The organism is Variovorax sp. GW458-11-26-14-LB1, assembly GCF_059423965.1.
In genome coordinates, this window is the sequence record NZ_JBWKYW010000010.1 from 95,731 (window position 1) to 120,467 (window position 24,737).

The 24,737-nt window shown below is 68.1% G+C and carries 24 protein-coding genes; 14 read left to right on the top strand and 10 right to left on the bottom strand.

From position 1 onward, the window contains the following. Window positions 1-6: 6 nt before the first annotated feature. The 5 genes from murI to proV all read right to left on the bottom strand — a co-directional run bounded on the left by murI (window position 7) and on the right by proV (window position 5,965). Complete coding sequence (gene murI / locus AC07YS_RS09795; RefSeq protein WP_495267832.1) at window positions 7-819, bottom strand: glutamate racemase; 813 nt, start codon at window positions 817-819, stop codon at window positions 7-9. Next, a complete protein-coding gene (locus AC07YS_RS09800) occupies window positions 816-2,369 on the bottom strand; it encodes a fumarate hydratase (protein ID WP_062475824.1) in 1,554 nt (517 codons plus the stop codon). Before AC07YS_RS09800 ends, murI begins: the two co-directional genes overlap by 4 nt. 103 nt (window positions 2,370-2,472) lie before the next feature. Then, window positions 2,473-3,483 carry a glycine betaine/L-proline ABC transporter substrate-binding protein ProX gene (gene proX, locus AC07YS_RS09805; RefSeq protein WP_495267833.1) on the bottom strand — a complete coding sequence of 337 codons (1,011 nt, stop codon included), beginning with the start codon at window positions 3,481-3,483 and terminating at the stop codon, window positions 2,473-2,475. 22 nt (window positions 3,484-3,505) lie between these two features. Then, window positions 3,506-4,690 carry a glycine betaine/L-proline ABC transporter permease ProW gene (gene proW, locus AC07YS_RS09810; protein WP_495267834.1) on the bottom strand — a complete coding sequence of 395 codons (1,185 nt, stop codon included), beginning with the start codon at window positions 4,688-4,690 and terminating at the stop codon, window positions 3,506-3,508. A gap of 21 nt (window positions 4,691-4,711) precedes the next feature. After that, a complete protein-coding gene (gene proV, locus AC07YS_RS09815; protein ID WP_495267835.1) occupies window positions 4,712-5,965 on the bottom strand; it encodes a glycine betaine/L-proline ABC transporter ATP-binding protein ProV in 1,254 nt (417 codons plus the stop codon). A 558-nt stretch (window positions 5,966-6,523) separates the two neighbouring features. Between proV and fumC the strand changes: the two genes are divergently transcribed. Beyond that, on the top strand, window positions 6,524-7,921 hold the full coding sequence (gene fumC, locus AC07YS_RS09820; RefSeq protein ID WP_095947781.1) for a class II fumarate hydratase: 1,398 nt from the start codon (window positions 6,524-6,526) through the stop codon (window positions 7,919-7,921). 69 nt (window positions 7,922-7,990) lie between these two features. Here fumC and AC07YS_RS09825 read toward each other — a convergent pair whose 3' ends face one another. Then, window positions 7,991-8,608 (bottom strand): NAD(P)-dependent oxidoreductase, encoded by a 618-nt coding sequence (locus AC07YS_RS09825; protein WP_495267836.1) that lies wholly within the window; start codon window positions 8,606-8,608, stop codon window positions 7,991-7,993. 107 nt (window positions 8,609-8,715) lie between these two features. Between AC07YS_RS09825 and AC07YS_RS09830 the strand changes: the two genes are divergently transcribed. Continuing rightward, window positions 8,716-9,627: a LysR family transcriptional regulator gene (locus AC07YS_RS09830; RefSeq protein ID WP_495267837.1), complete on the top strand. Its 912-nt coding sequence runs from the start codon at window positions 8,716-8,718 to the stop codon at window positions 9,625-9,627. Here AC07YS_RS09830 and AC07YS_RS09835 read toward each other — a convergent pair. Further along, window positions 9,624-10,259 (bottom strand): YqhA family protein, encoded by a 636-nt coding sequence (locus AC07YS_RS09835; RefSeq protein ID WP_095947778.1) that lies wholly within the window; start codon window positions 10,257-10,259, stop codon window positions 9,624-9,626. The two genes, AC07YS_RS09830 and AC07YS_RS09835, sit on opposite strands and share 4 nt — an antisense overlap. Before the next feature lie 153 nt (window positions 10,260-10,412). Here AC07YS_RS09835 and acs point away from each other — a divergent pair, with 153 nt between their 5' ends. Then, window positions 10,413-12,410 (top strand): acetate--CoA ligase, encoded by a 1,998-nt coding sequence (acs, locus tag AC07YS_RS09840; RefSeq protein WP_495267838.1) that lies wholly within the window; start codon window positions 10,413-10,415, stop codon window positions 12,408-12,410. 200 nt (window positions 12,411-12,610) lie between these two features. Beyond that, the gene (locus tag AC07YS_RS09845) at window positions 12,611-13,111 is read left to right on the top strand and encodes a hypothetical protein (RefSeq protein WP_062482638.1); all 501 of its coding nucleotides are present in this window, start codon (window positions 12,611-12,613) and stop codon (window positions 13,109-13,111) included. A gap of 39 nt (window positions 13,112-13,150) precedes the next feature. Here the strand turns inward: AC07YS_RS09845 and AC07YS_RS09850 are convergent, their stop codons facing one another. Then, the gene (locus tag AC07YS_RS09850; protein WP_095745089.1) at window positions 13,151-13,456 is read right to left on the bottom strand and encodes a c-type cytochrome; all 306 of its coding nucleotides are present in this window, start codon (window positions 13,454-13,456) and stop codon (window positions 13,151-13,153) included. Window positions 13,457-13,563: 107 nt separating this feature from the next. Here AC07YS_RS09850 and AC07YS_RS09855 point away from each other — a divergent pair, with 107 nt between their 5' ends. After that, a complete protein-coding gene (locus tag AC07YS_RS09855; protein ID WP_062482640.1) occupies window positions 13,564-13,821 on the top strand; it encodes a TIGR04438 family Trp-rich protein in 258 nt (85 codons plus the stop codon). Between the two features lie 46 nt (window positions 13,822-13,867). After that, a complete protein-coding gene (locus AC07YS_RS09860) occupies window positions 13,868-14,686 on the top strand; it encodes a DUF3592 domain-containing protein (RefSeq protein ID WP_495267839.1) in 819 nt (272 codons plus the stop codon). A gap of 7 nt (window positions 14,687-14,693) precedes the next feature. On the opposite strand, the gene ilvD is transcribed toward AC07YS_RS09860, so the two are convergent. Continuing rightward, on the bottom strand, window positions 14,694-16,388 hold the full coding sequence (gene ilvD, locus AC07YS_RS09865; RefSeq protein ID WP_369632648.1) for a dihydroxy-acid dehydratase: 1,695 nt from the start codon (window positions 16,386-16,388) through the stop codon (window positions 14,694-14,696). A 107-nt stretch (window positions 16,389-16,495) separates the two neighbouring features. Between ilvD and AC07YS_RS09870 the strand changes: the two genes are divergently transcribed. Continuing rightward, complete coding sequence (locus tag AC07YS_RS09870; RefSeq protein WP_495267840.1) at window positions 16,496-17,437, top strand: LysR family transcriptional regulator; 942 nt, start codon at window positions 16,496-16,498, stop codon at window positions 17,435-17,437. 3 nt (window positions 17,438-17,440) lie between these two features. Here AC07YS_RS09870 and AC07YS_RS09875 read toward each other — a convergent pair whose 3' ends face one another. After that, on the bottom strand, window positions 17,441-18,379 hold the full coding sequence (locus AC07YS_RS09875) for a LysR family transcriptional regulator (protein WP_495267841.1): 939 nt from the start codon (window positions 18,377-18,379) through the stop codon (window positions 17,441-17,443). A 140-nt stretch (window positions 18,380-18,519) separates the two neighbouring features. Here AC07YS_RS09875 and AC07YS_RS09880 point away from each other — a divergent pair, with 140 nt between their 5' ends. From AC07YS_RS09880 to AC07YS_RS09910, 7 genes are all read left to right on the top strand, one after another. After that, window positions 18,520-19,293, top strand: coding sequence for an SDR family oxidoreductase (locus tag AC07YS_RS09880; RefSeq protein ID WP_095745094.1), 774 nt, complete (start codon window positions 18,520-18,522; stop codon window positions 19,291-19,293). Window positions 19,294-19,335: 42 nt separating this feature from the next. After that, window positions 19,336-19,605 (top strand): hypothetical protein, encoded by a 270-nt coding sequence (locus tag AC07YS_RS09885; protein ID WP_495267842.1) that lies wholly within the window; start codon window positions 19,336-19,338, stop codon window positions 19,603-19,605. A gap of 57 nt (window positions 19,606-19,662) precedes the next feature. Continuing rightward, a complete protein-coding gene (gene lgt, locus AC07YS_RS09890) occupies window positions 19,663-20,493 on the top strand; it encodes a prolipoprotein diacylglyceryl transferase (RefSeq protein WP_495267843.1) in 831 nt (276 codons plus the stop codon). 188 nt (window positions 20,494-20,681) lie between these two features. Next, entirely contained in the window at window positions 20,682-21,350 is a 669-nt protein-coding gene (locus AC07YS_RS09895; RefSeq protein WP_062480546.1) for a GntR family transcriptional regulator, read from the top strand. Window positions 21,351-21,390: 40 nt separating this feature from the next. Continuing rightward, window positions 21,391-22,857, top strand: coding sequence for a malonyl-CoA decarboxylase (locus AC07YS_RS09900; RefSeq protein WP_493192465.1), 1,467 nt, complete (start codon window positions 21,391-21,393; stop codon window positions 22,855-22,857). 93 nt (window positions 22,858-22,950) lie between these two features. Then, complete coding sequence (locus AC07YS_RS09905) at window positions 22,951-23,940, top strand: Bug family tripartite tricarboxylate transporter substrate binding protein (RefSeq protein WP_062480542.1); 990 nt, start codon at window positions 22,951-22,953, stop codon at window positions 23,938-23,940. Next, window positions 23,937-24,719 (top strand): enoyl-CoA hydratase/isomerase family protein, encoded by a 783-nt coding sequence (locus tag AC07YS_RS09910; RefSeq protein ID WP_495267851.1) that lies wholly within the window; start codon window positions 23,937-23,939, stop codon window positions 24,717-24,719. The genes AC07YS_RS09905 and AC07YS_RS09910 overlap by 4 nt, the downstream gene beginning before the upstream one ends. The last annotated feature ends 18 nt before the right edge of the window (window positions 24,720-24,737 follow it).

Consider the following 24,737-nt stretch of genomic DNA (forward strand, 5'->3'; position numbering starts at 1 on the left):
GTGATGTCAGGCGGCGTTTGCCGCAGGCAGCGAAGCGTTTTGCGCGCGTGCGGGAAGCCAGCGCGCCGCGGCGGCTTCGAGCACCGCCAGGTCGCCGCTGCTCTCGAGCACCAGCGTGCCTTCGCTGCGACCGTCGGCCAGCCGTCCGAGCGACGTCAGCACGCGACGCGTCTGCTGCGCGACCGGTGCGCCGGTGTCGATGAAGCGCAGCGTCGGCGGTGCGTGGCGCTGCAGCTCGTCTTTCACGAGCGGGTAGTGCGTGCAGCCGAGCACCACGGTGTCGACCTGGCCCGCGCCGTCGCCGAAAGGGCCGGCCTGCGCCATGTAGCGCGCGCACAGCGCGGCGATGCCGGGGTTGTCGAAGCCTTCGATGGCCTTCACGAGGCCGTCGCAGGGCACGGGCCGCACCGTGGCCGAGCCGCCAAAGGACTCGCGCAGGGCCGCGTACCGGGCACTGGCCAGCGTGCCGCGCGTGGCCAGCACCGCGATGTGGCCCGTGCGGCTCGTTGCCACGGCGGGCTTGAGCGCCGGCTCCAGGCCCACGATGGGCAGCGCGGGGAATTCGGCGCGCAGCACGTGGATCGCCGCCGTGGTGGCCGTGTTGCAGGCCACCACCAGCGCCTTGATGTCGTGCGCGCGCAGCAGGTGTTCGACCACCTGGCGCGAGTGCGCGATGACGTAGGCGTCGCCGCGCTCGCCATACGGCGCGTTCGCGGTGTCGGCGAAGTAGACGAAGCGTTCCGTCGGCAGCTCGGCCTGCAGCGCGGCGAGCGTGCTCAGCCCCCCGACGCCGCTGTCGAACACGCCGACCGGGTTCAAGCGACTTCCAGCGGAATGGTCTTGAACTCGCCGCTGGCGATGCGCTTTTGCCACTCGGCCGGGCCGGTGATGTGCGCGCTGGTGCCGCCGGCATCGACCGCCACCGTCACGGGCATGTCGACCACGTCGAATTCGTAGATGGCTTCCATGCCCAGGTCTTCGAAGCCCACCACCTTGGCGGTCTTGATGGCCTTGCTCACGAGGTAGGCGGCGCCGCCCACGGCCATGAGGTAGGCGCTCTTGTGCTTCTTGATCGCCTCGATGGCGACCGGGCCGCGCTCGGCCTTGCCGATCATGGCGATCAGGCCGGTTTCGGCCAGCATCATCTCGGTGAAGCCGTCCATGCGCGTGGCGGTGGTCGGGCCGGCGGGGCCCACGGCTTCGTTGCCGACCGGATCGACCGGGCCGACGTAGTAGATGACGCGGTTCTTGAAGTCGACCGGCAGCTTCTCGCCCTTGGCCAGCATGCCCTGGATGCGCTTGTGCGCGGCGTCGCGGCCGGTGAGCATCTTGCCGTTCAGCAGCAGCGTGTCGCCGGGCTTCCAGCTCGCCACTTCGGCGGGCGTGAGCTGGTCGAGGTTGACGCGCTTGCTCTTCTTTTCGTCGGGGGCCCAGTTCACATCGGGCCACAGGTCGAGCGACGGCGGATCGAGGTAGACCGGGCCACTGCCGTCCATCACGAAGTGCGCGTGGCGCGTGGCCGCGCAGTTGGGGATCATCGCCACGGGCTTGCTGGCCGCGTGCGTGGGGTACATCTGGATCTTGACGTCGAGCACGGTGGCCAGGCCGCCCAGGCCCTGCGCGCCGATGCCCAGGGCATTGACCTTCTCAAACAGTTCGAGGCGCAGCGCCTCGACCTTGCTGAGCTCGGCGCCCGAGGCGGCCTTGGCCTGCAGTTCGTGCATGTCCAGGTCGTCCATCAGGCTTTCCTTGGCCATGAGCGCGGCCTTCTCGGCCGTGCCGCCGATGCCGATGCCCAGCATGCCGGGCGGGCACCAGCCGGCGCCCATGGTCGGCACGGTCTTGAGCACCCAGTCGACCACGCTGTCGCCGGGGTTCAGCATGACCAGCTTGCTCTTGTTCTCGCTGCCGCCGCCCTTGGCGGCCACCGTCACTTCGACGGTGTTGCCCGGCACGATCTCGGTGAAGATCACCGCGGGCGTGTTGTCCTTGGTGTTCTTGCGATCGAACTGCGGGTCGCCCACGACCGAGGCGCGCAGCGTGTTGTCGGGGTGGTTGTAGCCGCGGCGCACGCCTTCGTTGATGGCGTCGTCCAGCGAACCGGTGAAGCCGCCCCAGCGCACGTCCATGCCCACCTTGAGGAACACGTTGACGATGCCGGTGTCCTGGCAGATCGGGCGGTGGCCCGTGGCGCTCATCTTGCTGTTGGTCAGGATCTGCGCAATGGCGTCCTTGGCGGCGGGACTCTGCTCGCGCTCGTAGGCCTTGGCCAAATGGGCAATGTAGTCCGCGGGGTGGTAGTAGCTGATGTACTGGAGCGCGGCGCTGATCGATTCGATCAGGTCGGCCTGCTGGATCGTGGTCGTCATGGTGGGGAGTCTTCTTGGAGGGGGAACGCCCTCGATTATCTCAGCCACCAATACCGCAGGCCGGCGCCGGGCGAAAGGGCGCCGGCGCGGGTGTGAGGCCGTGTTACCGCGCCGCGGCGCGCGCCTGCGCAATCCACCCGTCGAACGTCGCCTGGTGCACCCGAATCCACCCGTCGGTGTGCCGCGTCACGTCCCGCATGCTGTTCGCGCCTTCGCTCATGCGCAGGTTCTGCGCGTTGATGTCGCTGATCGGCAGCTTCATCACCTCGAACAGGCGGCCGGCGGCGGGGTTCTTCTCGATGAAGGTCCGGTTGGCGACGATGCGCTGCTCGTTGGCCAGGAAGCCGTAGTTGCGGCCGTTGGGCAGCCGGGTGTCGACCTGTGCGCCGGCCTGCGCGGGCGAGAAGGGCACCTGCAGCCAGACCACGTCGGCGCCCGGGCGCAGCACGGCGCTGACCCAGTAGGGCGTCCATGTGTAGTACAGGATCGGCTTGTCCTGCTTGAAGCGCGCGATGGTGTCGGCCATGAGCGCGGCGTAGCTGCCCTGCTTGTGGGTCACGCTGTCGCGCAGCTGGTAGGCGTTCAGGTGGTTCTCGATGGCCAGTTCGCAGCCCCAGCCGGGGTTGCAGCCGGTGAGGTCGGCCTTGCCGTCGCCGTCGGCATCGAACAGCTTCGCGATGGCCGGGTCCTTCAGCTGCGCGAGGTTGGTGATGTTGTATTGCTCGGCGGTCTTGCGGTCGATCAGGTAGCCCTGCACCGCGCCGTCGGAGTACGTGCCCTGGCGCCACAGCCTGGCGTCGCCGCCGCTGTTCTTGTAGAAGTCGGCATGCAGCAGGCTCCAGTGGTTGGCCATGAAGGTGGCGTCGCCATTGGCAATGGCCAGGTGCTCGGTGGCGGGTTCCAGGTCTTTCATCGGCTCGACCTTGTAGCCGAGCTTCTCGAGCGCGCGCATCACCAGCAGCGTCTGGAAGGCTTCCTCGGCGAGCGAGCTTTTCAGCGGCTGCACGGTGATGCCCTGGCCGGGCAGGTCGTTGGCGGCCTGTGCGGTCGCACCGAAGGCGATAAGGCCCAGCGCCAGGAGGCCGCGGGCAAGGAAGAGGCGGGTGGTCTTCATGCGTGGTTGTCCTCCGTGACGGTCAGTGCGCTTGCGCGGAAAGGGCTGGCACGGCGTCGTCGGCGTGCGAGCCGCGCGAGGGCGTGCCCACGAGGCGCTGCAGCAGGCGCAGCGCGAAGCCGGCCGGGCCGGTGTGCCACCAGCGGTGGCCGGCGCTGCGGCGCGACTTGCCCATGGCCTGCGTCAGGCGGTCCAGCGTGATCGCCAGCAGCACGATGCCCAGGCCGCCGACGGTGGCCAGGCCCATGTCGAGCCGACCGATGCCGCGCAGCACCATCTGGCCCAGGCCGCCCACGGCGATCATCGAGGCGATCACCACCATCGACAGCGACAGCATCAGCGCCTGGTTGATGCCCGCCATGATCGAGGGCATGGCCAGCGGCAGCTTCACCTTCACGAGCATCTGCCAGGGCGAGGCGCCGTAGGCGCGCGCGGCCTCGATGAGGTCGGGGCGCACCTGGCGCAGGCCGAGGTTGGTCAGGCGCACCAGCGGGGCGAGCGCGAAGACGATGGTCACGATCACGCCCGGCACGTTGCCGATGCCGAACAGCATCACCACCGGCACGAGGTACACGAATGCCGGCGTGGTCTGCATGGCGTCGAGCACCGGGCGCATCACGCGTTGGGCGCGGTCGTTGCTGGCCAGCAGCACGCCCAGCGGCAGGCCGATGACCATGCAGAACACCAGCGAGGTCAGCACCAGCGACAGCGTGACCATCGCTTCGGGCCAGATGCCCAGCACGGTCACCAGCATCAGCGACACGACGGTGCCGATGGCCAGCGCGCGGCCGGCGAACTGCCAGGCGAGCAGGCCGATGAGCGCGATCATCGGCAGCGCGGGCAGGGCGGTGAGCAGGCCCTGCACCGAGTTGAGCGTGCTGTCGATCGGCAGGCGCACGGTCTGGAAGAAGGGCCGGAAGTGTTCCACCACCCAGCCCAGGCCCTGGTTGATCCAGGCCTCGACGGGCAGCGAACCGTCCCACAGGCGGTGCAGCGCGAAGCCGTTGGTGGCGGTGTCGGCTTGGCCCGCGAGGGCGTGCGCGGTGTTCGCCGGGGCGTCGAGCCAGGCGCTGGCGCTCGAGGTGTCAGGCGCGGCCGAAATGGCTTCCCACGGATCGAGGGCGGCAGGGGGCGCGGCGGGCGTGTCCAGGACGGGGGTGTCCAGCAGGGGCGCGTTCAGGTCGGAAGGCAATGTGGTGTCGTTCATCGTTCAAGGTCCTTCGTGAATTCAGTGCGGCTCGGCGGCGAGTGCGGGCGCGGCATGCGGCGAGACGGGTTCGATCGGCGGCGTGTCGCGGTCGAGGAAGCGCAGCAGCGTCGTCTTGCTGATCGCGCCGCAGAAGCGGCCGTCGCCGGCCACGACCGGCAGTGCGCACGGCGCCTGCGCGAGCTGGCCGATCAGGCCGGCCACGGGGGCTTCGGCGTCGATGCGCGGCAGGTCCTCGAGGAAGGCGTGCTGCAAGCCGAGCGGGCCCGAATGCCCGTCGAGCGCACCGCGCAGCGTGTCGGCCGACACCACGCCCAGGAAGCGCTTGGTCGGGCTGGTCACGTAGGCGAAGTCGCGGTCCTGGTCTTCGAGCAGCTTGAGCGCCGCGCGCGCGCCGCGCTCGGGGTGTTCGCACACCACGGTGAGCGACTTGCGCGCGATGTCGGCCGCCTTGAACACCGCCGCCGCGTCCACGCCGCGCACGAAGCTGCGCACGTAGTCGTTGGCCGGGGTGCGCAAAATCTCGTCGGGCGTGCCGACCTGGATCACGTGGCCGTCCTTCATGATCGCGATGCGGTCGCCGATGCGCATGGCTTCGTCCAGGTCGTGCGAGATGAAGACGATGGTGCGCCGCTGCACCTGCTGCAGCCGCAGCAGCTCCGACTGCATCTCGGTGCGGATGATCGGGTCGAGCGCCGAGAAGGCCTCGTCCATCAGCAGGATCGACGGGTCGGACGCCAGCGCGCGCGCCAGGCCCACGCGCTGCTGCATGCCGCCCGAGAGCTCGTCGGGGTAGCTGTCGCCCCAGCCCGAAAGGCCCACCTGCGCGAGCGCGAGGTCGGCCTGTGCGAGGCGGTCTTTCTTGCGCGTGCCCGACAGCTCCAGGCCGAAGGCGGTGTTCTCGCGCACCGTCATGTGCGGCATCAGCGCGAACGACTGGAACACCATGCTGATGTCCTTGCGGCGCAGCGCGCGCAGCTTGCTGTCGGAGTGCTCGTTGATGTCGGCGCCGTCGATCACGATGCGCCCGGCGGTCGGCTCGATGAGCCGGTTGAGCAGCCGCACCAGCGTCGACTTGCCGGAACCCGACAGGCCCATGATCACGAAGATCTCGCCGGCCTGGATCTCGAAGGTGGCATCGAACACGCCGATCGACTGGCCGGTCTTCGCCAGGATTTCCTTCTTGGAAAAACCTTGGCGGACCAGCTCGAGGGCTTGTTCGGGCGAGTCGCCGAACACCTTGAAGACATGGTCGATGAGAATTCCTTTGGCCATATGCCGGGGCTCCTTGAGTGAAGGGTGGACACAGCACCGCCCCGGAGGGCGGCAACGGCCACGCCATCAGCCCGATGAGGGAGCTGCCCGACAGCGCGCATGAAGATTGCGCATGCGCATGCAATGGCCCGGCGAGCCCCGAGGGCTGCCGACAGGCACTGAAGACGACTTGGCGACGAAGCCAGTGCCCGCCGGATGCTTCATTCGCAGACAACGGGCCTGGTCGAGGGGCGCCGCCTGGATGAGCGTGACGTGGCAATGGGGCCGGAAAAAAGATCCGGCCGGTTTGCCGGGCTGGGCCCGGCGTGAAGGGCCTTGCACCGCGACGGGATTCGCAGATCCGCGAGTAGTGCAAGGGTGACCAACATGACTTGTTGGTCGTCGGAAGCCGCTAATTATAACTTTTTGGCATGACGCGAGTCAACCCACGGGCGTATCGTGTCTGTGGGACCCGGGCGAAAGGCCTCGTCAGATGCGAGCCATTCTTATTGAGACCATACTCGGCACCGCGCCCGGTGAGCGGGCGCAACCATCCAAGACTGTGGAGCCATTTTTCTCATGACGACTTCTCCCAAGACCCGTGCCGAGCGCGACACCTTCGGCCCGATCGACGTGCCGGCCGACAAGCTGTGGGGCGCGCAGACGCAGCGCTCGCTGCAGAACTTCGACATCTCCGGCGAGCAGCAGCCGCGCGAAATCATCAAGGCGCTGGCCCAGGTCAAGCGCGCATCGGCCGTGGTCAACCACGCGCTGGGCCTGCAGGACGAGAAGAAGACCCACGCCATCGTGGCCGCGGCCGACGAGGTCATCGCCGGCAAGCACCCGGGCGAGTTCCCGCTCGTGGTCTGGCAGACCGGCTCGGGCACGCAGAGCAACATGAACGTCAACGAGGTGCTGGCCAACCGGGCCAGCGAACTGCTCGGCGGCGAGCGCGGGGAGGGGCGCCTGGTGCACCCGAACGACGACGTGAACCGCAGCCAGTCGAGCAACGACGTGTTCCCCACCGCCATGCACGTGGCGGCCGTCGAAGCCATCACGCACAAGCTGCTGCCCGCCATCGCCAAGCTGCGCGGCACGCTGGCGAAGAAGGCCGAAGACTTCGCCGACATCGTGAAGATCGGCCGCACCCACCTGCAGGACGCCACGCCGCTCACGCTGGGCCAGGAGTTCTCGGGCTACGTCGCGCAGCTGGCGCACGGCGAGGCGCACGTGCGCGCCGCGCTGCCGCACCTGTGCGAACTGGCGCTGGGCGGCACGGCCGTCGGCACCGGGCTCAATGCGCCCAAGGGCTATGCGGAGCAGGTCGCGGCCGAACTCGCGAAGCTCACGAACCTGCCGTTCGTGACCGCGCCGAACAAGTTCGAAGCCATGGCCAGCGTCGATGCGCTGGTGCATGCCCACGGCGCGCTCAAGACGCTCGCCGCCAGCATGAACAAGATCGCCAACGACGTGCGCTGGCTCGCGAGCGGCCCGCGCAGCGGCATTGGCGAACTGAGCATTCCCGAGAACGAGCCGGGCTCGTCGATCATGCCGGGCAAGGTCAACCCGACCCAGAGCGAGGCCGTGACGATGCTGGCTGCGCAGGTGTTCGGCAACGACGTCGCCATCAACATCGGCGGCGCCTCGGGCAACTTCGAGCTGAACGTGTTCCGCCCGATGGTGGCGCACAACTTCCTGCAGAGCGTGCGCCTGCTGGCCGACGGCATGGTGAGCTTCAACGATCACTGTGCCGTGGGCATCGAGCCGAACCGCGAACGCATCACCGAGCTGGTGCAGCGTTCGCTGATGCTGGTGACGGCGCTGAACACGCACATCGGCTACGACAAGTCGGCCTACATCGCGAAGAAGGCGCACAAGGAAGGCACGAGCCTGCGCGAGGCGGCGATTGCGTCGGGGCACCTGACGGCCGAGCAGTTCGATGCGTGGGTGGTGCCGGAGAACATGACCGGTCGCTGAGCCGCTCCCGCTCCGCAGCCCCATGAAAAAAGGACCCGCGAGGGTCCTTTTTCGTTGCCGGCCGGTCGATCAGTAGCCGATCGTGTAGCGCTGGCGCGAGTGTGCGGGCTTCTCGAGTTCGTCGATGAACGCGATCGCGTAGTCCTCGAACGTGATCCAGCTGCGGCCTTCGGCGCTCACCAGCAGGTCGTCCTTGCCGAGGCGGAACTTGCCGGTGCGCTCGCCTTCGACGAATTCGGCGGAGGGCGACAGGAAGGTCCAGTCGAGGTCCTTCTCGCTGCGCAGTGCGTCCAGGAACACGCCGCCGGCCGTGGCTTCGGCGCGGTAGGCATCGGGGAAGTTCGGCGTGTCGATCACCTTCAGGCTGGGCGCTGCGAACAGGCTGCCGGCGCCGCCGACCACCAGCAGGCGCTTCACGCCCGCGCGCTTGACGGGCTCGATGACGGCCGCGGGCGGCACGGTGGCGAAATGCGCGGCGCTGAACACGGCGTCATGGCCGGCCACGGCCTTTTCGAGGGCGGCGGCGTCGAGCGCGTCGGCATCGACGGTCTTGACGTTGGCACGGCCGGCCAGCTTGGCGCTTGCATGGCGGGCGATGGCCGTCACGGTGTGGCCGCGGCGCAGCGCTTCTTCGAGAAGGCGGCCGCCGGCACGTCCGGTGGCGCCGAGGATGGCGATGTGGCTCATGAGGGACTCCAGTCAAAAGTTGGGAAGGGGATGAACCGCATCTTAGGTTTCTGGTTTCGAAAGAAATACCTCGAATTCCGCGCTTCTTTATTCCTAAAATCGTTCGAATGGACCGATTGAACGCAATGCGGGTGTTCGTGACCGTGGTGGACGCGGGCAGCCTTTCGGCCGCGGCCGACAAGCTCGACCTGTCGCGCCCGGTGGTCACGCGCTACGTGGCCGAACTGGAGCAATGGACCGGCGCGCGTCTGCTGCACCGCACGACGCGCCGCCTGAGCCTCACGGCGGCGGGCGAAGAGCTGCTGCCGCGCTGCCGCCAGGTGCTCGAACTCGCGGGCGACATGCAGGCGGCGGTGCGCCACCCCGCCGAGGCGCCGAGCGGGCAGTTGCGCATCACCGCCAGCACCTCGTTCGCGCAGGCGCAGCTGGCCGGCGCGGTGGCCGACTACGTGCGGCGCTACCCGGGCGTGGCGGTCGACCTGGTGCTGCTCGACCGCGCGGTGAACCTGGTGGACGAGCGCATCGACCTCGCCATCCGCGTGTCGTCCGAGATCGATCCGAACCTCATCGCGCGCCGGCTGTCGGTGTGCCGCTCGGTGGTCTGTGCGACGCCCGATTACCTGAAGGCACACGGCCAGCCGCAGCGCGTGGAAGAGCTGGCGCAGCGCAACTGCCTCACGCACTCGTATTTCGGCCGCAGCCTGTGGAACTTCACCCGCAAGGCCGACGGCCTGCCGGTCTCGGTGGCCGTGGCCGGCAACCTCTCGACCAACGACGCGGCCAGCCTGATGGCGCTGGCGCGGGCCGGGGCGGGCATCGCGATGCTGCCCACCTATCTGACGTCGGGGTTGCTGCAATCGGGCGAGCTGGTGTCGCTCTTTCCCGATCACGAGCCGCAGGCGCTGGGGGTGTACGCGGTGTACGCCTCGCGCAAACACATGCCGTCTGCGCTGCGCACCTTGCTCGATTTCCTGGCCGAGCGCTTCACCGAAGTGCCGGCCTGGGACACGCCTTCTTAGTGATGGGCGTTGGCGGCTGCGGCCTCGTTCATCAGCTTGTCGGTGTAGGCGATGGCCATGGCCGAGAACAGGAACGCGATGTGGATCACGGTCTGCGCGATCAGCACCTTGTCGGTGTAGTTGTCCGCGTTGATGAAGGTCTTGAGCAGGTGGATCGAGCTGATGCCGATGATGGCGGTGGCCAGCTTCACCTTGAGCACCGAGGCGTTCACGTGGCTCAGCCACTCGGGCTGGTCCTGGTGGCCTTCGAGGTCCATGCGGCTCACGAAGGTCTCGTAGCCGCCCACGATCACCATGATCAGCAGGTTGGAGATCATCACCACGTCGATCAGCGCCAGCACCACCAGCATGATCACCGTCTCGTTGAGCGAGCCGACCGGTGCGGTGGTCTTGTAGCCGATGCTCGCGATCAGGGCCTGCAGCGCGTCCTTGTTGCCGAAGGCGGCTTCCACCAGGTGCAGCAGCTCGACCAGGAAGTGCACCACGTACACCCCCTGCGCCACGATCAGCCCCAGGTACAGCGGCAGCTGCAGCCAGCGGCTCGCGAAGATGAGCCGGGGCAGTGGCTTCAGCGGGGAACTGCGTGCTGGTACGGGCGCGTTCCGGGCGTCGAAAGGATCGGGGGCGGACATGGGAAGTAAGAAGACAGGTGTAAAAAGTCGGGCGATTCTAGAGGTCTCCCAGTGACGCACTCGTGATAACCCTGCGAACTAACATCGACCCCGTCAGTGGCCCGTAAGTGCGTGCCCCGACATTACGGCCGCATTCAATCAGGAGACAAGAGCATGAGCAGCGCATCGAAGAACATTGAATCCGTCCTGGTCGAGAACCGCGTGTTCCCGCCCGACGCCCGCGCCACCGAAGGCGCCCGCATTGCCGGCATGGCCGCCTACGAGGCGCTGTGCAAGGAAGCCGAACAGGACTTCGAAGGCTTCTGGACCCGCCTGGCCAAGGACAACCTCCAGTGGACGAAGCCCTTCACCCGCACCCTGGACGAATCGAAGGCGCCGTTCTACGAATGGTTCGGCGACGGTGAACTCAACGCCAGCGCCAACTGCCTGGACAAGCACATCGGCACCCCCGTCGAGAACAAGACCGCCATCGTCTTCGAAGCCGACGACGGCGCCGTCACCCGCGTCACCTACAAGGAACTGCTGGCCCGCGTGAGCCAGTTCGCCAACGCACTCAAGGCGCAGGGCATCAACAAGGGCGACCGCGTCATCATCTACATGCCGATGACCATCGAGGGCGTGGTCGCCATGCAGGCCTGCGCGCGCATCGGCGCCACCCACAGCGTGGTGTTCGGCGGCTTCTCGGCCAAGGCGCTGCAGGAACGCATCATCGACGCGGGCGCCGTGGCCGTCATCACCGCCAACTACCAGCTGCGCGGCGGCAAGGAACTGCCGCTGAAGGCCATCGTGGACGACGGCATTGCGCTGGGCGGCTGCGACACGCTCAAGACCGTGCTCGTGTACGAGCGCACGCCCACCGCGTGGAACCGCGTCGAGGGCCGCGACAAGACCTTCACCGAAGCGCTGGCCGGGCAGAGCACCGAGTGCGCGCCCGTGCCGGTCAATGCCGAGCACCCGCTGTTCATCCTCTACACCTCGGGCTCCACCGGCAAGCCCAAGGGCGTGCAGCACGCCACCGGCGGCTACCTGCTGTGGGCCAAGCTCACGATGGACTGGACCTTCGACATCCGTCCCGAAGACATGTTCTGGTGCACCGCCGACATCGGCTGGATCACCGGCCACACCTACGTCGCCTACGGCCCGCTCGCGGCCGGCGCCACGCAGGTCGTGTTCGAAGGCATCCCGACCTTCCCGCACGCGGGGCGCTTCTGGGAAATGATCCAGAAGCACAAGGTCAGCGTGTTCTACACCGCGCCCACCGCGATCCGCTCGCTCATCAAGGCGGCCGAAGGCGACGAGAAGGTGCACCCGAAGAACTGGGACCTGACCAGCCTGCGCATCCTCGGTTCGGTCGGCGAGCCGATCAATCCCGAAGCGTGGATGTGGTACCACCGGAACATCGGCGGCGAGCGCTGCCCGATCGTCGACACCTTCTGGCAGACCGAAACGGGCGGCCACGTCATCACGCCGCTGCCGGGCGCCACGCCGCTGGTGCCGGGTTCGTGCACCTTGCCGCTGCCGGGCATCATGGCCGCCATCGTCGACGAGACGGGCAAGGACCTGCCCAACGGCGCGGGCGGCATGCTGGTCATCAAGCGCCCGTGGCCCTCGATGATCCGCACGATCTGGAACGACCCCGAGCGCTTCAAGAAGAGCTACTTCCCCGAAGAGATGGGCGGCACCATCTACCTGGCCGGCGACGGCGCGGTGCGCAGCGCCGACCGCGGTTACTTCCGCATCACGGGCCGCATCGACGACGTGCTCAACGTGTCGGGCCACCGCCTGGGCACGATGGAAATCGAATCGGCGCTGGTGTCCAAGACCGACCTCGTGGCTGAAGCCGCGGTGGTGGGCCGCCCCGACGACGTGACGGGCGAGGCCGTGTGCGCCTTCGTCGTGCTCAAGCGTGCGCGCCCGACCGGCGAAGAGGCCAAACAGATCGCCAACGAGCTGCGTGCGTGGGTCGCCAAGGAAATCGGCCCCATCGCCAAGCCCAAGGACATCCGCTTCGGCGACAACCTGCCCAAGACGCGCAGCGGCAAGATCATGCGGCGCCTGCTGCGCAGCATCGCCAAGGGCGAGGCGATCACGCAGGACACCTCGACGCTGGAGAATCCGGCGATCCTCGATCAGCTGTCCGAGACGAACTGACCCCCCGGGATTGGCCGAATCCGGCCAATCCGGAACAGTTGTCACGAACGCGCTGTACAGAGGTGTAGGACATGGCCGTTTGTGCGGCCATGTGCACCAAAGCGGGCTCCTTGCTGAGGTAAAACCGATGTCGTCACCGCGTGCCCTGACAGGCGCGCGGCTTTTGTCATCGTGATCGGTTGTTTGCAAGGAGGCGCCACATGGGCGTGAGATCCGCTTTTCTTTTTGTCATCGTGCTGCTCATCGCGGGGCTTGCCGCGCTGAACTGGGGCACGCTGTCCGCACCCACCGACGTGTGGCTGGGCTTCATGAGCGTGTCGGCGCCGCTGGGGCTGATCATGCTGGGGCTCACGGCCGTGCTCGCAGCCTTCTTCCTCGTGTACGTGCTGTACCTGCACAGCTCGGTGCTGCTGGAGACCAAGCGCCACACGAAGGAAATGCAGACCCAGCGCGACCTCGCCGACAAGGCCGAGGCCTCGCGCTTCACCGAACTGCGCAACTTCCTGGAAGCGCAGGAGAAGCAGCACATGTCGCACAACGCCGACCGGCACACGGCGCTGCTGGCGCGCATGGATCAGCTGGAAAGCGCGGTCAAGCTGCGTTCGGACCAGACCGACAACACGGTGGCGGCGCACATCGGACAGCTCGAGGACCGCATCGAGCGCCGTCCGGTGCCCAGCGACATCAACCCGAGCATCTGAGCGGGCGCGCCGCCGCGCGCTTCGTTTTGCTGCTGCCGGTTACTTCGTCGACAACACCCAGGCTGCGAGCTTCTTCGCATCGGCTTCGCTGACCTGGTTGTTGGCCGGCATCGGCACCGGGCCCCACACGCCGGAGCCGCCCTTGATGATCTTGGTGGCCAGCGAGTTGGCCGCGCCCTTGTCGTCCTTGTACTTGGCCGCGATGTCCTTGAACGACGGCCCGAGCACCTTGCGTTCGACCGCGTGGCAGCTCATGCAGTTCTTCGACGTGGCAAGGGCCAGGTCGGCAAAGGCGGGCGCCGCGAGGCCGAGGCCCAGGGCTGCCATCAACATCGTTCTTTTCATGGGGACTGTTTTCGTAAGGGCTGAGTTACATTCGATCCAACGCGATTGTAGGTAGCGCGGTGCACACGCACCGGCGGCGATACCGACCAACTCGGAGGGTATTCGCGATGTGGTTTCTGCTCTTGGGCCTGCTCGGTGTAGCCCTCAAATATTTCGAAGTGGGCATGGTCGCCGGCTGGAGCTGGTGGATCGTGCTAAGCCCGTTCGCGCTGGCGCTGGCCTGGTGGGCCTGGGCCGATTCGTCGGGCTATACCAAGCGCAAGGTCATCGAGCGCGAAGAGCGGCGCAAGCAGGCGCGCATCGACCGCCAGAAGACCAACATGGGCCTGCGCACCAGCAACGGGCAGCAGCGCCCGCGCCGCTGACCGCGCGGCTCCGTCACCCGCGCCGCATGCCGACAGGACGCGCGCCATGGACGACGAAGCCGCCACCCACGCCTTGCTCGTCTTCGGGCTGTCGCTGCTGGTCGGGCCGGCCGTCGGCGCGCTGGTCGGGCGCTTCAAGACCTTCTTCTGGGGCGCCGGCATTGGCGCCTTGCTGATCGGCTGCGCCGGCCTGTACGGCGCGGTCACGGTGGGCTGGCAGCGCTACCAGTCGATCGCGGGCACGGTCAGCACGCAGGGCAGCCTGGTCGAGTTCGTGGAAGAGCGCAGCAAGGACAGCAAGGGCTACGTCACCATCACGCGCGCGCCCCTCGTCGAATACACCGCCGCCGACGGGCAGAAGCGCCGCGTCAAAGGGCTCGGTGGCAGCCTGTCGGACAAGGAGTGGGGCGATGCGGTCGAGGTGCGCTACAGCACCGCCGACCCGGCCCAGGCACTGGTGGCCGACTTCCAGAACATGTGGGGCATCGTCTGGGGGCTCGGCCTCTTCGGCGGCTTTCCGACGATGTTCGGCCTGTTCTTCACCGGCATGGCGCTCAAGGAAGGCCGCAGGGGGCGGCCGGCGCCGGTGCGCGAGCCGACGCCCACGCAGAAGAAATGGCGCACGCGCGGCACGGTGCTGGCGAACGTGGTGTTCCTGGCCGGCTTCGCGCTGGTGTTTCTCTATCCCGACGACAGTGCGATGAAGCAGTTCGGTGCGGGTTTTCTCACCATCGGCGCGGGGGCGCTGCTGCACTTCGTCGTGCAGAGCTTTCCCCCGGCGATGGATTTCGAAGCCCGGGCCATCTTCGCGATCGTCGGCCTGGGCTTTGCTGCCTTCGGCTACGGCGCGTGGATGATGGGCTGATGCCGTCTTAGAACTTGTCGAGCACCGCGCCCGAGCTCGCGCTCGAGGCATTGAACGCGAACTTGGCCTGCACGCCGCGCGTGTAGCGCGGGGCCGGCGGCGTCCAGCCTTCGCGGCGCTTGGCGAGTTCGGCTTCGGGCACGTTGAGTTCAAGCTTCAGTTCGTGCGCGTCGATGGTGATCGAGTCGCCTTCGTTGACGAACGCGATGGTGCCGCCCGCCGCCGCTTCGGGTGCGACGTGGCCGACCACCATGCCCCAAGTGCCGCCCGAGAAGCGGCCGTCGGTGATGAGGCCGACGCTTTCGCCCAGGCCCGCGCCGATCAGCGCACCCGTGGGGGCCAGCATTTCCGGCATGCCCGGGCCGCCCTTGGGGCCGAGGTAGCGCAGCACCATCACGTCGCCGGCGACGATCTTGCCGGCCAGGATGGCCTGCAGCGCCGACTGCTCGTCGTCGAACACGCGCGCCGGGCCGGTGATGACCGGGTTCTTCAGGCCGGTGATCTTGGCGACGGCGCCTTCGGGCGACAGGTTGCCCTTCAGGATGGCCAGGTGGCCTTCTTCGTACATCGGGTTGTCGATCGGGCGGATCACGTCCTGGTCGGCGCGCGGAACGTCGGGCACGTCCTTCAGGACTTCCTCGATGGTCTGGCCGCTGATGGTGATGCAGTCGCCGTGCAGCAGGCCGGCCTTCAGCAGCACCTTCATGACCTGCGGAATGCCGCCGGCCTGGTGCAGGTCGACCGCGAGGTACTTGCCCGAGGGCTTCAGGTCGCAGATCACGGGCACCTTCTTGCGCATGCGCTCGAAGTCGTCGATGGACCACTCCACGCCGGCTGCGTGCGCAATCGCCAGGAAGTGCAGCACCGCGTTGGTCGAACCGCCGGTGGCCATGATGACTGCCACGGCGTTCTCGATGGCCTTCTTGGTCACGATGTCGCGCGGCTTCAGGTCCTTCTTGATCGCCTCGATCAGCACCTTGGCCGATTCCTTGGCCGAGTTGGCCTTTTCGTCGTGCGGGTTCGCCATGGTCGACGAGTAGGGCAGCGAGATGCCCAATGCCTCGAACGCGCTCGACATCGTGTTGGCCGTGTACATGCCGCCGCAGGAGCCGGTGCCGGGAATGGCGCGCTTTTCGATCTCGTGCAGGTCTTCGTCGCTCATGTTGCCGGCAGCGTTCTGGCCCACGGCTTCGAACACGCTCACGATGTTCAGGTCCTGGCCCTTGTAGCGGCCCGGCAGGATGGTGCCGCCGTAGACGTAGATGGCGGGCACGTTGGCGCGCAGCATGCCCATGAGGCCGCCGGGCATGTTCTTGTCGCAGCCGCCGACCACCAGCACGCCGTCCATCCACTGGCCGCCGACGCAGGTCTCGATGCAGTCGGAAATGACCTCGCGGCTCACCAGCGAGTACTTCATGCCTTCGGTGCCCATCGCCATGCCGTCGGAGATGGTGGGCGTGCCGAACACCTGCGCGTTGCCGCCGGCTTCTTCGATGCCCGCGATGGCCGCGTCGGCCAGCTTCTGCAGGCCCGAGTTGCAGGGCGTGATGGTGCTATGGCCGTTGGCGACGCCGACCATCGGCTTCTTGAAGTCGCCTTCCTCGTAGCCCATGGCGTAGAACATCGAGCGGTTGGGGGCGCGGCTCTTGCCTTCGGTGATGTTCGCGCTGCGGCGATTGATCTGGATGGTCTTGGTGTCCATGGTGTCTCTTCTGTCGTGGGGAGATCGTGAGGGGGGAGCGCCAAGTATCGGACTTCTGATTGATTGGTTCCAATCCAATTTGAAGCGTGGATTGATATGCTTGGCATATGAATGAAGCCCTCATCGACCTGCGCGCCTGGCGCCAGTTCGTGGCCGTGGCCGAAGAACTGCACTTCGGCCGTGCCGCCCAGCGCCTGCACATGACGCAGCCGCCGGTCACGCAGGCCATTGCCCAGCTCGAGAAAACGCTGGGCGTGGTGCTGTTCGACCGCACGCGCCGCCGCGTGGCGCTCACGCCGGCCGGCGAGGCGCTGCTGCCCGACGTGCGCGAGCTGCTGGCGCGCGCCCAGGCGCTGCCGGCGCGGGCGCGTGCGGCGGCGGCGGGGCAGGTGGGGCGGGTACGCATCGCTTTTGTCTCGACCGTCGGTTTCGAACAGCTGCCGGCCTGGGTGCGCGAGTTCCGCGTGCTGTGCCCCGAGGTGGCGCTCGAACTGGTCGAAGCCACCGGCGACGTGCAGCTCGAAGCCTTCGCGCGCGGCGAGATCGACGCCGGTCTGATGCTGCATTCGCCGGGCGCCGCGCCGCCGGGGCTGGCCTGCCTGCCGGTCGAGGTGGAGCCGCTGGTGCTCGCGCTGCCCGCCCAGCACCGGCTGGCCGAGGCGCGGCCCGTGCCGCTGGCCGAGGTGCTGGACGAGCCGCTGGTGATCTTTCCGCGCCGCATCGTGCCCTCGCTGCACGACGCGATCTTCGACCTCTACCACGCGGCCGGCCGGACGCCGCAGGTGGCGCAGGAGGCGATCCAGATGCAGACCATCGTCAACCTCGTGTCGGGCGGCATCGGCGTGGCCTGGGTGCCGCACAGCGTGATGCAGTTCCGGCGCGCGGGCGTGGTCTACCGGCAGGTCCACGAGTTCAAGGGCGTGGGGCGCCGCCGCGTGACGCTGCCGGTGTGCGAGACCAGCCTCGTGTGGCCCGCGCAGGCGGCGCACCCGGCGCTGGCGCGCTTCGTGGCCTTCGTGCGCGAGCGGGCCGGTCGCGTGACGGTGTAAAGCTCAGGCGCTGCGCGCCGCCCGGCCGGCGGGCGAGGGCGCATCGAGCGTGGCCGCCAGCAGCGTGTCGAGCCAGCCCGCGAAGGCCTGCACCCGCCGCGACAGATTGCGCCGGTGCGGGTAGACGAGGTGCACCGGCAGCGGCTCGGCACGCGCGTCGGGCAGCACTTCCACCAGCTCGCCGGCCGCGAGGTGCTCGCGCACGTCGTAGGCCGGGATCTGGATCAGCCCCAGCCCCGCCAGCGCGCAGGCGATGTAGGTCTCGGCGTTGTTCGCCGCCACCTGGCTGCGCAGACGCAGCACCTGGGTCTCGCCGTCGCGCACTTGCCACTCCCAGGGCGCGGCCCGGCCGCTGGTCGGCGAGGCGTAGTTGACCGCCACGTGCTGCGGCAGGTCGGCCGGCGTGCGCGGCGTGCCGTGGCGCGCAAGGTAGGCGGGGCTCGCGCAGTTGATGAGCGTGAAATGCCCCAGCGGCCGGGCCACGAGGCTGCTGCTGGCGAGTGGGCCGACGCGCAACGCGCAGTCCACGCCTTCGAGCACGAGGTCGACCGCGCGGTCGCTGGAGCCCAGTTCGAGCTCGACCGCCGGATGGCGTGCAAAGAAGTCGGGCAGCGCCGGTGCGATCAGCAGGCGTGCGATGCGGCTGGGTACGTCGACCTTGAGCCGGCCGCTCACGCTGCTGTGCGCGGGCTGGAACTGCTGCTCCATGTCTTCCATGTCGGCCACCAGCGCGCGGGCCCGCTCGAGCAGCACCTCGCCGTCGGGCGTGAGGCCGACGCGGCGCGTGGTTCGGTGCAGCAGGCGCGAACCCAGGCGCGCCTCGAGCTGCTGGATGGCGGTCGAGATCGTGGCGCGCGGCAGGGCCAGCCGGTCGGCGGCGCGCGTGAAGCTGCCGGTTTCGGCCACGCGCAGGAAGACCTGGAGGAGTTCGATGCGGTCCATGGCGGCGGGGCTGATTGTTCGTGGTTTTCAGAACAGTCTAGCCTTGAATGAATGATTTATCTGCAACTTGGCGATCAATAGACTGGCGGCTCGTCACGCATCCCGTCCCGGGTCTTTCACTCACTCAGAGGAATCCATCCATGTCCGCACGCACGCTCACGAACAAGGTCGCCGTCATCGCCGGCGGTGGCAAGAACCTCGGTGCCCTCATCGCCCACCAACTGGTCGACGGCGGCGCCCGCGGCGTCGCCATCCACTACAACAGCGACGGCTCGCGCGCCGAGGCCGAGCAGACGGCCGCCGCGCTGAAGGCCAAGGGCGCCGACACGCTGCTGGTGCAGGGCGACCTCGCGGTGGTCGAGAACAATGTGAAGCTGTTCGACCAGGCCGTGAAGCACTTCGGCCAGGTCGACCTGGCGATCAACACGGCGGGCGTGGTGATCAAGAAGCCGATCCTGGACATCACCGAAGCCGACTACGACAAGAGCTTCGACGCCAATGCCAAGGCGGCCTTCTTCTTCATCCAGCAGGCCGGCCGCACGCTGGCCGACGGCGGCAGCATCGTGACCCTGGTGAGCTCGCTGCTGGCGGCCTACACGCCGTTCTATGCGATCTACCCGGCGGCCAAGGCGGCGGTGGAGCACTACACGCGCGCGGCCTCCAAGGAGTTCGGCGACCGCGGCATCTCGGTGAACGCCATCGGCCCGGGCCCGATGGACACGCCGTTCTTCTACGGCCAGGAAAGCCCCGAGGCCGTGGCGTACCACAGCAGCGCCGCCGCGCTCAGCAAGTACTCGAAGAAGGGTCTCACCGACATCGAGGACATCGCGCCCATCGTGCGCTTCCTGGTCACCGAAGGCTGGTGGATCACGGGCCAGACCATCTTCGCCAACGGTGGCTACACCACGCGCTGAAGCGCCGATATCCGGCAAGATGCGACCAGGAGGACAACGCAGATGCACACAGTCATGGTGATGGGGGGCGGCTTCGCGCTGCTGGTGGTGTTTCTTCTGGCCGGCCGCTTCATGGGCGACGGCTCGACGATGGCACTGGCCGCGGCGGCCAAGTGGTTCGTTCCGGCGTGGTTCGTCGGCGCGGGCATCAACATGGCCGTGGGCGTGCTCAAGGCCGGGTACTCGGTGGCCGAGGAGCTGCCGATCTTCCTGTTCATCTTCGCGGTGCCGGCCCTGGTGGCGGGGTTGCTCTGGTGGAAGTTCGGGCGCTGACATTGCCCTGAATGCCCCCGTGGCGGCGGCGTCATTGCGCCACGGCACAATCGTCGGATGCTCATGTATCCGCAGATCAATCCCATCGCCTTGCAGCTGGGGCCGGTGGCCATCCACTGGTACGGCCTGACCTACCTGGCGGCCTTCGCGCTGTTTTATTTCCTGGGCACGCGCCGCCTGCACCACGAGCCGTTCCGCTCGCTGGCCACGGCCGGCGTGTGGCAACGCAAGGACATCGAGGACATCCTGTTCCTGGGCGTCATGGGCGTGATCGTCGGTGGCCGGCTCGGCTACTGCCTGTTCTACAAGCCCGAGTACTACCTCACGCACCCGCTCGAGATCCTGTACGTGTGGCAGGGCGGCATGAGCTTCCATGGCGGCCTGCTCGGCGTGGTCGGCGCGATGGTGTGGTTCTCGCGCTCGCGTGCGCGGCCGTTCTGGCAGGTGATGGACTTCGTCGCGCCCTGCGTGCCGACCGGCCTGGCCGCGGGCCGCGTGGGCAACTTCATCAACGGCGAGCTGTGGGGCCGCTTCAGCAGCCCCGATCTGCCCTGGGGCATGGTGTTTCCGCAAAGCGGCTCGATGCTGCCGCGCCATCCGTCGCAGGTCTACCAGTTCCTGCTCGAAGGGCTGCTGCTGTTCGTCGTGATGTGGCTCTACGCGCGCAAGGAGCGCAAGCAGGGCCAGGTGGCTGCGGTGTTCCTCATCGGCTATGGCGTGCTGCGCTTCGTGGCCGAGTACTTCCGCGAGCCCGACGATTTCCTGGGCCTGCGCGCGCTCAGCCTGAGCCAGGGCCAGTGGCTCAGCGTGCCGATGGTGATCGCCGGCATCGCGCTGTGGTTCTGGTTCGGCCGCGCCGGCAAGATGGGCAGCACCGCGCGCGCCTGACCTCTCCACACCCCGCACAACGCGGCGCGGCACCTTCGGGTCCGCGCCGTTTTTTCGTCGGTCTCAGGGTAATTCCGGGCGGCAAGGGCAGGGCGCAGCCCTTGCATTGCGTTAACCATGCACTCACAATTATGCGTAATTACAGGAAATTACGCGAAACGCCCACCGACTTTCCGAGTCCTTCACGCATGCGCCTGGTCCCCAATTCCCTCCACGACGAAGTCGCCGCCACGCTGCGCGAGCAGATCTTCGACGGCACGCTGTCGCCCGGCAGCTTCGTGGACGAGGTGGCCCTGTGCGAGCGGCTGTCGATCTCGCGCACGCCGCTGCGCGAGGCACTGAAGGTGCTCACGGCCGAAGGCCTGCTGCGCCACGAGCCGCGCCGCGGCTGCTTCGTGAACGAGGTGACCGAGCGCGATCTCGACGAAATCTTTCCGGTCATCGCGCTGCTCGAAGGGCGCTGCGCCTACGAGGCCGCGCGCAACGCCAGCGACGCCGAGCTGAACGAACTCGACGCGCTGCACGAGCGCCTGGTGCGCCACGCCAAGGCGCGGCGCATCAACGACTACTACGCCACCAACCACATCATTCACGAGGCGATCATCAAGCTCGCCGACAACAAGTGGCTGGCGCAGGTGATCGGCGACCTGCGCAAGATCCTGAAGCTGGCGCGGCTGCAGCAGCTGCACGCGCCGGGGCGGCTCGACCAGAGCCTGTCGGAGCACCTGGCCGTGTTCGCCGCGCTCAAGGCGCGCGACAGCGAAGGCGCCGATGCCGCCATGCGCACCCACATGACGCGCCAGCGCGAAGCCTTGCGCGAAGTGATGCAACAGCAGAAATCCAGGGTGATGCCGTGACAGGCGCCACCCATCCAGCCAACGGCACAGGAGCAGATCGATGAGTGCGACCGAGTGGTTCCAGGCGCGCCTGCGCATGGGCGAATCGTCCAAGGTTCCCGTGGCGAGCAACGGCGCCACGAAAGGCCCGGCCCGCCACACGCCCAAGCCCAGCGCCCGCACCACCGCCGAGCGGCTGCAGGCCACGCTGCGCAAGGCCGACGAGGCGCTGTCGCCGCGCACGCTGCGCCGCGTGCTGGCCGAGCTGCAGGCCGTGATCGATCCGCGCGTGAGCGAGGTCGAGGGCGGCCGCCGCGCCCATGCCATCGCGCAGGCCTACGCCGGCGCCTCGCCCGAAGAGCGCCGCGACTACTGGGCGCTCATGAGCGAGCATTTCGCCGCCGACGCGGGCAAGCTCAAGAGCGCGCGCGACCAGCACCAGAGCGCCGTCGGCACGCCCGACGAAGGGCAGGCCGAGCTGCGCCTGCGCCGCGCGCTGGTGTCGCCGCGCATGCGGCTGCTGCAGCGCTTCGCGGTCGAGCCCGGCGGCATGCGCTTTTTGGTCGACCTGCGCGCCGACCTGCTGCCGTGCCTGAAGTCCGACAAGCGCCTGCTCGCGCTCGAGGCCGAGCTGGAGCACCTGTTTTCCACCTGGTTCGACGTGGCTTTTCTCGAGCTGCGCCGCATCGACTGGAACTCGCCGGCCTCGCTGATCGAGAAGCTCATCCGCTACGAGGCGGTGCACGACATCAAGAGCTGGTCCGACGTGAAGAACCGGCTCGATGACAGCGACCGCCGCTGCTACGGCTTCTTCCATCCGCGCCTGCCGAACGAGCCGCTCATCTTCGTCGAGGTGGCACTGGTCGACCGCATCAGCGAAGGCATCATGCCGCTGCTCGACGAGGCCGCCGTGCCGGTGCAGCCGGCCAAGGCCACCACCGCGATCTTCTATTCGATCAGCAACACGCAGACGGGCCTGCGCGGCGTGAGCTTCGGCGACTCGCTCATCAAGCGCGTGGTCGAGACCCTGCAGGACGAGCTGCCGCGCCTGAAAACCTTCGCCACGCTGTCGCCCATTCCGGGCCTGCGCGCATGGCTCGCCAAGAACGCTGGCGAGCTGCTGCCGCGCCTGGACGAGAAGCGCGAGGCCGAACTCGGCCGCCTCGTCGGCTCGGTGCCGCCCACGGCCGAGCGGCTGCTGGCGGCGGTCGATGCGGCCGCAGAACTCGACGCGAAATCGCCGCTGCGCCAGTGGCTGCTGCAGGCCACCGCCGAGTACCTGGGTCGCACGCTGGTCGACGGCACGCCGGCCGACCCGGTGGCGCGCTTCCACCTGGGCAACGGCGCGCGCGTCGAACGGCTCAACTGGGCCGGCGATCCGTCGGCCAAGGGGCTCAAGCAGTCGTACGGCCTCATGGTCAACTACCTGTACGACCTCAAGCGCCTGGACCGGCATCGCGCCTGGCTGGCCGAAGGCAAGATCGCGGTTTCGGGAGACATCGAAGGCCTGTTCCTTAAAAAAGGCTGAGTCCGTTCGCTTTGCCGCGGCAGCGCTGCGGCCCGCACCTTGACCGCCGGAGGGCGGCAACATCTACAACGACGACGACAGGAGACGAGACAGATGACGCAACAGAGTTTTCAACGACGCGATGTGCTGCGCGTCGCCGCAGCAGCCGGGGCCGTGGCCCTGTGCGGTGGCGCACGTGCCCAGGGCTGGCCGACCAAGCCCGTGACCATGGTGGTGCCGTTCCCGGCCGGCGGAGGCACCGACGCCTTCGCGCGTCCGCTGTCGGCGCAGTTCTCCCGCGCGGCGGGCCAGACGCTGGTCATCGACAACCGCGGCGGCGCGGGCGGCACCGTGGGCGCGAGCATCGCGGCCAAGCTGCCGGCCGACGGCTACTCGCTCTTCATGGGCGCGGTGCACCACGCGATCGCACCGTCGATCTACCCCAAGCTCGACTACGACCTCGAGAAAGACTTCGTGCCCCTGATGCTGCTGGCCAACGTGCCTCAGGTGGTGGTGGTCAACCCGAAGCGGGTGCAGGCCGCGACCATCCAGGAGTTGATCGCCACCGCCAAGCGCAACCCCGGCAAGCTCAACTACGGCTCGGCCGGCTCGGGCACCTCGCACCACCTGGCGGGCGAGCTGTTCAAGCTGCAGACCGGCACCTTCATCACCCACATCCCGTACCGCGGCGCGGGCCCGGCGCTGTCCGACCTGATCGCGGGCAACGTCGACCTGATGTTCGACGGCCTGGGTTCCTCGGCGCAGCACATCAAGGGCGGTCGCATCAAGGCGCTCATGGTCGCCGGCGCCAAGCGCAATCCCGCGTTCCCCGACGTGCCCTGCGCCGCCGAGGTCGGGCTGCCCGACTACACCGTCACCACCTGGTACGGCCTGTGGGCGCCCAAGGGCACGCCGGCCGAAGCGCAGACGCAGATCATCGACACGATGAAGAAGGCGCTGGGCACCGACGAGCTGAAGGCCATCTGGGCCCAGAACGGCTCCGAGATCCCGAACGTCACGAACGCCGCCTACGGCCGCTTCGTCAACGCCGAGATCAAGCGATGGGCGACCGTCGTGAAGGCCTCGGGCGCCAAGCTCGAATGACCGAGCGGCAGGTCTCGCTGCGCCGCGAAGGCGCCGTGGCGCTCGTCAGGCTGTCGAACCCGGGGCGTCTCAATGCGATGACGCGCGCCATGTGGCGCGAGTTGCGCGCGGTGTTCGACGGGCTGCACAGTGACACCGCGCTGCGCTGCGTCGTCGTGCGCGGGGAGGGCGGTGCCTTCTGCGCGGGTGGCGACATCTCCGAGTACCCCTCGTTCCGCTTCGAGGAAGCGAGCCTGCGCGAATTCCACGAGAACGAAGTCTGGGCCGCGCTGCAGGCGATGCTCGACTGCCCGCTGCCGCTGGTGGCCCAGATCGAAGGCGCCTGCATGGGCGCCGGCGTCGAGATGGCGAGTTGCTGCGACATCCGCCTGGCCGGCGCGTCGTCGAAGTTCGGCGCACCGATCGCGAAGCTGGGCTTTCCGATGGCGCCGCGCGAAGCCGCGCTGGTGCATGGCGCCATCGGCGACGTGCTGGCGCGCGACATGCTGCTGGCCGCCGGCGTGCATGGCGCGCAGCGGCTGTACGACGCGGGTTTTCTCTTGCATGTGCTGCCCGACGCCGAAGTGCCGGCCGCCGCGCAGGCGCATGCGGCGCGCATTGCCGCGCTGTCGCCGCAGGCCGCGCGCCTGCACAAGGCCACCTTCACTGCGCTCAAGCGTGGCGGTGCGGCGGCGCAGCAGCTGCTGGCCACCGCGTACGACTACGCCGACAGCGCCGAGCACCGCGAGGGCATCGATGCCTTCCTGGGCAAGCGCCCTCCGAATTTCCGACCTTCCTGAGCCTGCCGTTTGATGATG